Source organism: Actinoalloteichus spitiensis RMV-1378, from assembly GCF_000239155.1.
Taxonomy (GTDB): Bacteria; Actinomycetota; Actinomycetes; order Mycobacteriales; family Pseudonocardiaceae; genus Actinoalloteichus_B; species Actinoalloteichus_B spitiensis.
Map to the genome: position 1 here is coordinate 1 of NZ_AGVX02000235.1, position 10,425 is coordinate 10,425.

Sequence of the window (10,425 nt, forward strand, 5' to 3'; positions counted from 1 at the left end):
CCTCGCGGAGTGGAGCGCCCGGCCCGGCGCGCTGCGGCTCGCCGGCCCCATGCTGCGGATGCTCGACCGGGTCACCGGGTTCTGGCCGGACGGCGGCCCCGCCGGCCTGGGGCGGTTGCGCGCCGAGAAGGACATCGACCCCGAAGCCTGGTACTTCAAGGCCCACTTCTTCCAGGACCCGGTCCAACCCGGTTCCCTGGGGGTCGAGGCGATGTGCCAGCTGCTCCAGTACTACCTGCTGCGGACGGCGCGGCCGGTGATGAGCGCTCCCCGGTTCGAACCGGTGCGGTTGGGGCAGCGGGTGAGCTGGCGCTACCGGGGGCAGGTCCTGGCGACCGACCGGCTCGTCACCGTGGAGCTGGACGTGCTGGACCTCGGCGAGGACGAGCGTGGCGTGTACGCGACCGCCGAGGCCTGGTTGTGGGTCGACGGTCGCCGCATCTACCACGTCCGCGACCTCGGGATGCGCATCGTCGAGGGCGCTGCTCCCGCCACCGGCGGCGACACCGGTTCCGGCGGAGGACCAGGCGGTGGAGTGGACGTCGTCCCGGGCCGTGGTGCCGGTGTGACGACCGTGGCGCGCCCGGCCCGCACGACGCCCCGTCCTTCCCCCGGGGGGACACCGCCGGGTGCCGACTCCGCCGTCCCGGTCGGAGAGGAGGTCCTGGACCCGGCCACGGACGGCTGGCTGAACGACCACTGCCCCACCTGGGTCCTCCCGGCGCTGCCGTTGATGTCCACCGTCGACCGGCTCGCCGGCGCGGTCGCCGAACACACCGGCGCCCGGGTGCTGTCCCTGCGTGAGGTGCGGCTCAGGAGGTGGACGCCGATCACCGGGCCCCTGCGGCTGCGGACCTCCGTCGCACGGCGCCCCGCCGGGCTCGCCGCCGAACTCGCCGTCTGGCGGGAGGCGAGGAGAGCCGAACTGTCCCGCTTCGACCTGTTGGCGACGAGCACGGCCCAGGTGGGCGACCGGCCAGGTCCACCGCCGGAGCCGTTCGCGCCGTTGCGGGACGCCGTTCCGCAACCCGACCCCTACGAGTCCGGGGCGCTCTTCCACGGCCCCAGCTTCCACTACCTGCGGTCGCTGTCCCTCGGCTCCACCGGCGCCTCGGCGGTGGTGGACCCGGCGGCCGGATCGGTACCACGAGGCCACCTGCACCAGGGCGTGTTGGACGCCCTGCCCCAGGCCATCCCGCACCAGGAGCTGTGGCGGTGGGCGCCCGGGGTCAGCCGTTCGGCGGTCTGCTTCCCCCACCGGGTGGAGTCCCTCGACCTGTTCGGGGAGATCCCGGACGTGGGCCCGCTGGGGTTGGAGGTGCGGTTCGCGGGGTTCCCCACCGGCCCGGCGCTGCCCACCTTCGACATCCAGCTCACCGGTCCCGACGGCGCGGTGCTGGTCGCCGTCCGCATGGTCGACGTGCTGGTGGAGACGGGGCTCCCGGAGTCGTCGTTGCGCGACCGCCGCACCTTCCTGCGCCTGCGCCGCTACGCGGGCGGGATCGGGTTGTCGCGCGCCGACGGGGAGGCGACCGTGCTGTCGGCGGTCGACGTGGAGGCGGCGGACGCGCTGCCGGGCACGGTGGCGGGTCTCTACGGGCTTCCACCGGACCTGCGCGGGGCGACCCGGCTGATCCGCGTGGCCGTCAAGGACCACCTCGCCCGGCGCCTGCGGGCTCACCCCGAGGAGGTGGTGGTCGCGGAGGACCACCGGTCCTGCTGGCTGGGAGGAACGCCAGACCAGCGTCATCACGTGGTGGTGCGCGTGGGGGAGGACCGGGTCGAGGTCCGGGACGCCTGAGCGCCGCCCCCGCGGGGACCGTTTCCTGGCCGGAGGCCAGGTGGTGACGGCCCGGCAGGAACGGTCCCGCCGCACCGTCCTTCACCCGGGTCAGTGAAGCCGGCCGGGCGCGGGTGCGTGCGAGGTCCTGTCGGGTACCCGCGCTACGACCCGGAGGAGTCGGTCCGGGCGGGCGTGGGGAGGTGCGGTGGGCGCAGACGAGGCCCCTCCCCCGAACTGGCCGGTGGACCACCGGCCGGGCCCCCTGCGGTGGGAGAAGTTCGCCCAGAACGGCGGTTGGTTGGTGATGGGTGCGATCGTCCTCGTGGGCCTGCTGGGCGGGTGGGGGGACGGCCCGCTGAGCGGGGCGACCGTGCGCGACGCCAGCAGCGGCCTCGTCGTGGAGTACGAGCGGTTCGGCCGGGCGACGGGGCAGAACGACCTGCGGCTGCGGGTGCCGGTGCCCGACGACGTCGAGGCGGTCTCGGTGCGGGTGTCCGCCTCCTACCTGGCGGACAACCAGGTCGAGTCGCTGGAGCCGGAGCCCTCGGAGGTCACCGCGTCCGAGGAGTCGGTCCGGTTCGACTTCCTCGTGGAGGAGGGGTCTGAGGTCGTCATCACCGTCGACCTCGTTCCCCAGGGGCTGGGCGCCAGGTCCGGCTGGGTGAGCGTCCCGGGCGGGAACCGGGTCGAGTTCTGGCAGTTCGTCTACCCGTAGCCCTGGTCGGGCATGCCGACGCCCGGAGGAGGAACCCGTGCACTCAGTCCTCGCCACCACCGCCGTGTACCTCGGCATCCTGGTGTTGCTCCGCCTCACCGGCAAGCGCACCCTGGCCCAGGTCAGCACCCTCGACCTGATCCTGCTGCTCATCATCAGCGAGGCGACCCAGCAGGCGCTCCTCGGGGACGACTTCTCGATCACGACCGCCCTGCTGGTGATCACGACCCTGGTGTTCGTCGACCGCACGGCCGACTACCTGCGGTGGCGGTTCCGGAGGGTGGACCACCTGCTCCAGGGAGCTCCGCTCGTCCTGGTCGACCACGGGGAACCCGTGGACCGGCACCTGGCGACCCAGCACATCACCATCGACGACATCCTCACGGCGGCGCGGGAACGCCAGGGCGTGCACGGCCTGCACCAGATCCGGTACGCGGTGTTGGAGACCTCGGGCGCCATCAGCATCATCCCGACCGAGGCGGCCAGCGGACCGGCGGAGCGGGAGCACCAGGAATGACCCTCCCCGGCCCTCCGGGGGCGTCGTGCCTGGTCAACGAGGAGGTAGGGGGGTGCTTTCCTCGGGGGTCCAGGGGTGCGCTAAAGTATTCACCAGTCGGGCGGCAAGCCCGACAACAACAGAAGACGGTCCTCCGTAGCTCAATTGGCAGAGCATTCGGCTGTTAACCGAAGGGTTGTTGGTTCGAGTCCAACCGGAGGAGCAGTACCCCAGGTCGCGGCCTGGGGTTTTTTCGTGCGGGAACGCCGGGGGAGTCGGGACCGGGGTGCGCCGGCCTTGGTTGAGCTCCGTCCCCGCCCGGGCCTGCTCCCCGCAGGGGCACCAGCGCTCCACGAGGTGGTCCCGTCCGGGGGCGTAGGACTCCGACCAGTAGTCGGTGACAGTGGATCGGGCCGGCCTCGGACACCTCACGCCAGCCGCAGGCGTCTGTCCGTTCGCCCCCCCATGCGCCCGTCCAGCCATGCGCCGACGTGCGGCCCGTCCGCAACGCCCCGGCGCGTCCGCGGTTGCCAGTCGCCGGGGTGGTCCTGCTGAAGTGGAGGAACGTGGGCTTCCCCGGCTCCGCGCTCGCGCTCCACGACATCCCATGGACGACGGCCTCCGCGAGCGGGTCGTCGTGGCATGCCCGGTCCCGTCCTTCGAGGCTGTCCATGAGGCGGTCGCGATGTGCCGGGATCTCTCCGCCCAGTTCCTCCCCCGCGGGGCCAGTGGTCGGTCGGTGTCGAAGCGGCCGCCAGTCCCAGGTGCCTTCCGTCGGGTGGGGGCTCGGTGTTGGTCGAACCCGGCGGGCGCGGACTACCGTCGGCGCCATGAGCGAGCAGTCCTTCTCGGTGCATCCCGGGCCGTTGCGGGCGGACGCCGCCCGCAACCGCGATCGAATCCTGGATGCCGCGCGCGAGCTGGTCCGGGAGGGGGACGGCGGTCTTCCGCTCAACGTCGTCGCCCGGCGGGCCGGCGTTGGGGTGGGGACCGTCTACCGGCACTTCCCCACCAGCGGGGCACTGCTGGAGTCGCTGGTGGCGGGGTCGCTGGACGCGCTGGTGGAGTCGGCGCGGGCGGCGGTGTCCATGGCCGACCCGGCGGCGGCGCTGGTGGCGTTCCTCGAGGGCGTGCTGCGCGGGCAGTTGGCCGACGAGGGGCTCCGGTTGGTGTTGACCCGTCCCGCGTTCGCCTGCGTGGAGACGGGGGAGCGGGTGCGGGAGCTGTTGGCGGCGCTGGCGGCGCTGTTGGAGCGGGCGACCCGGGCTGGCGTGGTGCGGCCGGAGATCACTCCCGACGACGTGCGCCGTCTGCTGATCGGTACGCACGAGGCGGTGCGCGCGGGCACCGAGGTCGACGACCGCGCCGGGCTGTACCTGGGCATCCTGGTCGCGGGACTACGACCCGAGAACTGATGGAGTCATCCGAATAGATGGGCCTATCCGTTTGTGCGGTAGCGTGGGAACGCGACGTCCCCCTAGCCGAGGAGAACCCATGCCTGCCCCGTCCCAGCGCTGGAGCGCCCAGGGCATCCCCGACCTGCGTGGTCGCACCGCCGTCGTGACCGGAGCCACCAGCGGACTGGGCCATGTCATGGCCCGGGTGCTCGCCGAACGCGGAGCCCACGTGGTCCTCGCCGTCCGGGACCTCGCACGGGGGCGAGCGGCGAGCGCGGAACTGGTGGGCGCCACCGAGGCACGGCGGCTTGACCTCGGTGACCTCGCCTCGGTGCGTTCCTTCGCCGCCGCCTTGGCCGCCGACCACGACCGGGTGGACCTGCTCGTCAACAACGCGGGAGTCGGCTTCGCCGGTGCGCCGCCCACGGCCGAGGGTTTCGAGGGGGCGCTGGGGGTGAACCACCTCGGCCACTTCGTGCTCACCGGGCTGCTGATGCCGGTGCTGGAGCGGGGGAGCGGGTCGAGGGTGCTCACGGTGGCCTCCGACTTCGCCCGGTACGGCCGGCTCAACCCGGACCGGCTGGACACCCACCTCTCCCCAGCCCGCGCCTACGCGCGCTCCAAACTGGCCAACGTCCTCTTCGGTGCCGAACTCGACCGGTTGCTGCGTGACGGCGGCTCACCGGTGCGCAGCGTGCTGGCCCATCCGGGGATGACCCGCACTCCCATCCACGGCCGGGTGACCTCGGTGGTGGCGCGACTGGCGTTCGCCGCGCCCGCCCAGCTGTTCGGCAGGAGCGTGGAGGAGGGTGCGCGGCCCCTGCTCCACGCGGCGGTGGGGCCGGAGCCCGAACCCGACGTCATGACGGGCCCTGGAGCGGGCCGGCGACCGCCCTCCGCGACACCCCTCACCGGTCGTCTCGCGGACCGCGAGCTGGCGGCGCGGCTGTGGGCGGCCTCGGAACGTCTCACCGGCGTCAGCTACCCGAGGGCCGCCGCTTCGCCGGACAGCGCCGGGCGGCGGAACGACCGGTGAGAGCGGGGGGACGCCGGTGCGGGCGCACCCCGGTCGCGGGGGCCGCCGCTCCGGTTCCGCTCGCCGGAACGAGGGCCTCCCGATCCCGGTGGCGGCCGCCGGTTCGTTGTCGTCGAGGTTGGTGAATCACCGACCCGGGATTCGGTTCCCGCGTCTCCCCGATGACCGTTCCCGTGTCCTGGCGCGGTCGCCCTCACGTGGGCGTATCTCCGGGAGGAGGTCAACGAACGTGAACGGTGCGCGCGTCGGAACCACTTCGTTCTCGTCGGCGGCGACCAATGCCCTCCGTTCGCGCTGAATGGCTTCTCGTGACGTCGTCGGATTCGTCGGTTAGCTCGAAGGGACCACAGGCCTGGCTCCGAATTCCCGAAGCCGGGCGCCGTCCTGTTCGAGGAGGGTTGGTGTCCCACAGACGTAGTCCCGCCAGCCGGGAACGCAACTCCGTCAGAACGTCCCGAGGCCGAGCCGGTACCGCCGTCACGGCGTTGACCGCGATCACGGCAGCGCTCGGCGGGGCCCCGGCCGCCTCGGCCCAGGATGACGCCGCCGGCGACGTCCTCTCCGTCGATTCCGCCGTCACCCGTGCCCTGGATGCCAAGGGCAGCTCCGACGTCTGGCTCGTCCTGGAGGACCGGGCCGACCTCAGCGCCGCCGCCGAGACCACCGGCTGGGTGGAACGGGGCGAGGCGGTCGTGTCGACCCTGCGCGACCACGCGGCCCGAACCCAGAAGCAGGTGATCGGGCATCTGACCGAGGCCGATGCCGAGTTCAGCTCCTTCTGGATCTCCAACCGCGTCCTGGTCCGCGACGCCACCCGGGAGTTGCTGACCGGGCTCGACCGGTCCTCCGGTGTCTCACGGGTCACCCTGCCCGTCACCCTCGACGCGCCGGAACCGGTGGAGGAACGGCCAGCCCGGGTCTCGGTGGACGCCCTGGAGTGGGGGGTCGCCGAGATCAACGCCGACGCCGTGTGGAGCGACTACGGCGTCCGGGGTGAGGGCATCACCGTCGGTAGCATCGACACCGGGGCCCAGTACGACCACCCCGCCCTCGTGGACAGCTACCGGGGCAACCTGGGATCCGACTTCGACCACGACCACAACTGGTTCGACCCGGCCTCGGTCTGCGGCAGCCCTTCCCCCGCCCCCTGCGACAACAACAGCCACGGCACCCACGTCACCGGCACCATGACCGGTGACGACGGTGGGGACAACCAGATCGGCGTCGCGCCCGGTGCCCAGTGGATCGCGGCGAAGGGCTGCGAGGCCAACGGGTGCACCGACGCCTCGCTGTTGGCCTCCGGGCAGTGGATGCTCGCCCCCACCGACCTGGCCGGTGAGAACCCGCGTGCCGACCTGCGCCCCCACGTGGTGAACAACTCCTGGGGCGCCTCCAACGGGCCGATCATCGACCCCTGGTACGACGACGTGGTCGCCGCCTGGAACGCCTCCGGAATCTTCGGGCTGTTCTCCAACGGCAACTCCGGGCCCAGCTGCGACACGGCCGGGTCGCCAGCCGACTCCCGGTACTCCTACGGCGTCGGCGCCTACGGGTCCACCGGGTCGATCGCCAGCTTCTCCAGCCGGGGACCCGGGTTCGACGGTGAGATCCGACCGCACATCTCAGCCCCCGGCGTGAGCGTCCGGTCGGCCACCCCCAACAGCTCCTACGGGCTCAAGAGCGGCACCTCGATGGCCGCGCCGCACGTCGCCGGTGCCGTCGCGCTGCTGTGGTCCTCGGCGCCCAGCCTCGTCGGGGACGTCGAGTCCACCCGGGAACTGCTCAACGGCAGCGCCATCGCGGTGGACGACACCAGCTGCGGTGGGACTCCGGAGAACAACAACGTCTGGGGCCACGGCAAGCTCGACGTGCTCGCGGCGGTCGGCGCGGCGCCCCGCGGCGACACCGGCGTCCTCGCCGGCAGCGTCACCAACTCCGCCACCGGGGACCCGGTGGCCGGGGCCCGCGTCTCGCTGGCCGGCCCGCTGGAGCGCGCCACCTCCGCCGACGCGGAGGGCCGGTTCTCCGCGACGGTGTCGGTCGGGGAGTACGAGGTCACCGTGTCGGCCTTCGGCTACGGCGAGTCCACCACCACCGCCACGGTCTCGCTCGACGAGACCACGTCCCTGGAGTTCGAACTCGACCCCGTGCCGACGCGGTCGCTGGTGGGTGAGGTGACCGACGCCAGGGGCGCACCGCTGCCCGGTGCGACGGTCGTGTTCGACGACCACGTCCTGCCCGCCGTCACCACCGACGACGAGGGCGGTTACGCCTTCGACGCGGTGCCCGAGGGCAGCTACGCCCTCACCGCGGCCGGCTCCGCCTGCGTCGAACCGGTGACCCGCGAGACCGTCGTCTCCGGTTTCACCAGGGTGCTGAACTTCCGGCTGCCCGACGTCACCGACGAGTACGGGCACTCCTGCCGGGTCGGCCAGGGCGACTACACCGAGGGCGAGACCAGGTTGGCGCTGACCGGCGACGACCGTTCGGAGACCGTCGACCTGCCCTTCGACTTCGACTTCTACGGCGAGACCTACGACAGCGCGGCCGTCTCCACCAACGGCTTCCTCGCCTTCGAGGGCCCGGCGACGGCGTTCCTGAACGGGGCGCTGCCCAGCGCCTCGGCGCCGAACGCCGCCGTCTACCCGTTCTGGGACGACCTGAACGCCGACGCGAACTCCGGCATCTACACCCGGACGGCCGGGGAGGCCCCGAACAGGACCTTCCTCGTGGAGTGGCGCGAACTCACGTTCTTCGGCAGCGGTTCCCGGCGGGTGGACTTCGGGGTGACGCTCCACGAGGGCGGTGACATCGTCTTCGACTACCGCGACCTGGGCGAGGACGACGCCATCGAGCGGGGCGCCTCCGCGACGGTCGGCATCGAGAACGCCTCGGGGACCGTCGCCCTCCAGTTCTCCCACAACACGGCCAGCCTGCGGTCAGGCAGCTCGATCACCTTCAGCCTGCCCGACAGCGGGTTCGTGACCGGTGCCGCCGTCGACGGCAACGACGGCGAGCCGGTGGCCGGGGCGCTGGTCGAGTTCCTCCAGCGCGGTGAGGTCGTGTCGACCACGCGCACCGGGGACGACGGCACGTACCGCAGGCAGCTGCCCCTCGGCTACTACACGGTGGCGGTCAGCAAGGAGAACTACGTCGCGACCACCGGCACCGCCTACGTGGGCGAGTCCGGGGAACGGGTCAGCCACGACGTGACGCTTCGCACCAGCCGGGGCGCCACCAGCGTCGACCGGCTGGAGTGGCTGCTGCCCGGGGACACCACCCGGGAGGCCGAGATCACCGTGACCAACGTCGGCACCGAGCTGCTGACCTGGGAACTCACGCCCGACCCCGACGCGGGCCCCGCCTCCAGGGCCATCGGGGTGCCCTGGCTGTCCCACGAGCTCACCAGCGGACAGCTGCGGCCCGGCCGGGCGGTCACCCTCGGGTTGGAGGTCGACACCGGCGGGCTCGCCCCTGGTGTCCACGAGGGGGTGGTGGCCTTCCGGACCAACGGTGGCCGGCAGGCGGTGCTGCGGGTGCCGGTGCGGCTCGTCGTGTCCGCGCACTGGCAGGCGGTGAACCCTGCCGGTGCCGCGCACACCGACTCGACCGGCATCGAGTGGGTCGCCGACCAGGCGTACCAGACGGGTTCCTTCGGGTATCTCGGTGACGACGTCACGACCGCCGAGGTCGACGAGTCGGTCGACATCCGGGACACCCGGGAGGACGCGGTCTACCGGAGTCAACTCGTGGGGCTGGAGGGCTACCGCTTCGACGCGCTGCCGGCCGGGACCTACGAACTGACGCTCGGTTTCGCCGAACTCGACCGGTCCCCCCGCCTCGACTGGCGTCGTTTCGACGTCCAGCTCAACGGGCGGTACGTGCTCGTCGGCCACGACATCGCCGAAGCGGTCGGGGGACTGCGTGCCGACGAGCACACCACCACGGTCACCGTGGAGGAGGGCGGGCCGGTGGACCTGCGTTTCCTCGCCCGGCGGGGTTACGAGCCGCCGGTGCTCAACGCCGTCCAGCTGGTGCACCGACCTGACCTGTGAGCCGGTGGAGGTGACGTCGTCCGAGTCCCGGACGGCGGGGTGCGGGGGCGTCGGGGGAGACCCGGCGCCCCCTCCTCGCGTACCGCTCCCCGTCGCGGGTGAGTCCCGCCGTGCTCGGCCGGGGGCGACGGGGACGGCGTTCCTGGTGCCCGGGTCCGGTGCCGAGGCCCGTTCGGCCCGTTCGGGCCGAGCGCCGGGCGTCCTGAGGGGGCGGGCACCGAGGACCAACCCACCGCTGCCCGGCCAGGGGCGGCACACCAGCGGACCACGACGGGCACCGGCACGACTCCGTCGCCGGCCGCCGCCTCCCCGCACCGCGAGGGCGGGTTGGAATCCCGGTTCAGGAGGCGTTCTCCTCCGCCGCCCGCGCCGCGCGTTCCCGCACCCGCGCTCGCTGCGGTTCGACCGTGTACTTCGGATCGCGGGCCGAGTCCATGCCGGCGCGGAAGACGCCGAACCGGGTGCAGGCCGACCCGACCAGCAGCGCGGCCCCGCACACGCCCGCCGCCACCCGGCTCCGGCGGCCGAGGAGCGCGCCACCGACCGCGCCCGCCACGGTCAGCACCTTCGCCGCCTTCATCAACCGGCCGCCCCACCCGGTGCGGTAGGGCTCGGCGACCATGCCCATCCGCCGTTCCATGCGCGCGGTGGCGGCGAGCTCTCCCGCCGCCGCCAGGACTGCCGCGCGCCGGGCCGGACCTGCCTGGGCGGTCGGCGCGGCGATCATCGACGCGCCCGAGGCGGCCAGCGCGGCCGAGGAGACGAAGACGAACGGGAGTTCGCGGTGGCCCTCGTGCCAGGCGGGGACGGCGGTGTCGGCGGCCAGCGCGGCCGTGTAGGCGGCCACCAGCGGTCCCAGCACGGCCGCCGTCGCCGTCGCGGTCGCCCCGATCCTGGGGAACCAGCCGGTGAGGTCGGTGATGGCGGCCGCTCCGGCCGCCGG

Annotated in this window: 5 protein-coding genes, 1 tRNA gene and 2 pseudogenes; 7 read left to right on the plus strand and 1 reads right to left on the minus strand. The window is 73.1% G+C overall.

Translation table 11 applies throughout. The annotated features are described in order from the left end of the window. The 7 genes and pseudogenes from ACTIDRAF_RS34225 to ACTIDRAF_RS28455 form a co-directional block, all read left to right on the plus strand. Positions 1–1,801, plus strand: a pseudogene (locus ACTIDRAF_RS34225) (hypothetical protein); the annotation flags it as partial. Positions 1,802–1,988: 187 nt separating this feature from the next. Next, entirely contained in the window at positions 1,989–2,498 is a 510-nt protein-coding gene (locus tag ACTIDRAF_RS28445; RefSeq protein ID WP_157162990.1) for a hypothetical protein, read from the plus strand. 37 nt (positions 2,499–2,535) lie between these two features. Continuing rightward, the gene (locus ACTIDRAF_RS0211830) at positions 2,536–3,015 is read left to right on the plus strand and encodes a DUF421 domain-containing protein (RefSeq protein WP_016698952.1); all 480 of its coding nucleotides are present in this window, start codon (positions 2,536–2,538) and stop codon (positions 3,013–3,015) included. A 129-nt stretch (positions 3,016–3,144) separates the two neighbouring features. Then, positions 3,145–3,217: transfer RNA gene (locus ACTIDRAF_RS0211835), tRNA-Asn, on the plus strand. A 607-nt stretch (positions 3,218–3,824) separates the two neighbouring features. Then, positions 3,825–4,409, plus strand: a complete 585-nt coding sequence (locus tag ACTIDRAF_RS0211840; protein WP_016698953.1) for a TetR/AcrR family transcriptional regulator — start codon at positions 3,825–3,827, stop codon at positions 4,407–4,409. A 79-nt stretch (positions 4,410–4,488) separates the two neighbouring features. Beyond that, the gene (locus ACTIDRAF_RS28450) at positions 4,489–5,427 is read left to right on the plus strand and encodes an SDR family NAD(P)-dependent oxidoreductase (RefSeq protein ID WP_016698954.1); all 939 of its coding nucleotides are present in this window, start codon (positions 4,489–4,491) and stop codon (positions 5,425–5,427) included. A gap of 401 nt (positions 5,428–5,828) precedes the next feature. Next, on the plus strand, positions 5,829–9,482 hold the full coding sequence (locus ACTIDRAF_RS28455; protein ID WP_169533976.1) for a S8 family serine peptidase: 3,654 nt from the start codon (positions 5,829–5,831) through the stop codon (positions 9,480–9,482). 340 nt (positions 9,483–9,822) lie between these two features. On the opposite strand, the pseudogene ACTIDRAF_RS0211855 reads toward ACTIDRAF_RS28455, so the two are convergent. Next, positions 9,823–10,425 (minus strand): annotated as a pseudogene (locus tag ACTIDRAF_RS0211855) (NrfD/PsrC family molybdoenzyme membrane anchor subunit); the annotation flags it as partial.

Coding starts and splice junctions, on each gene's coding strand:
- ACTIDRAF_RS0211840 (WP_016698953.1), top strand. CDS start 3,825: ATGAGCGAGCAGTCCTTCTCGGTGCATCCCGGGCCGTTGCGGGCGGAC.
- ACTIDRAF_RS28450 (WP_016698954.1), top strand. CDS start 4,489: ATGCCTGCCCCGTCCCAGCGCTGGAGCGCCCAGGGCATCCCCGACCTG.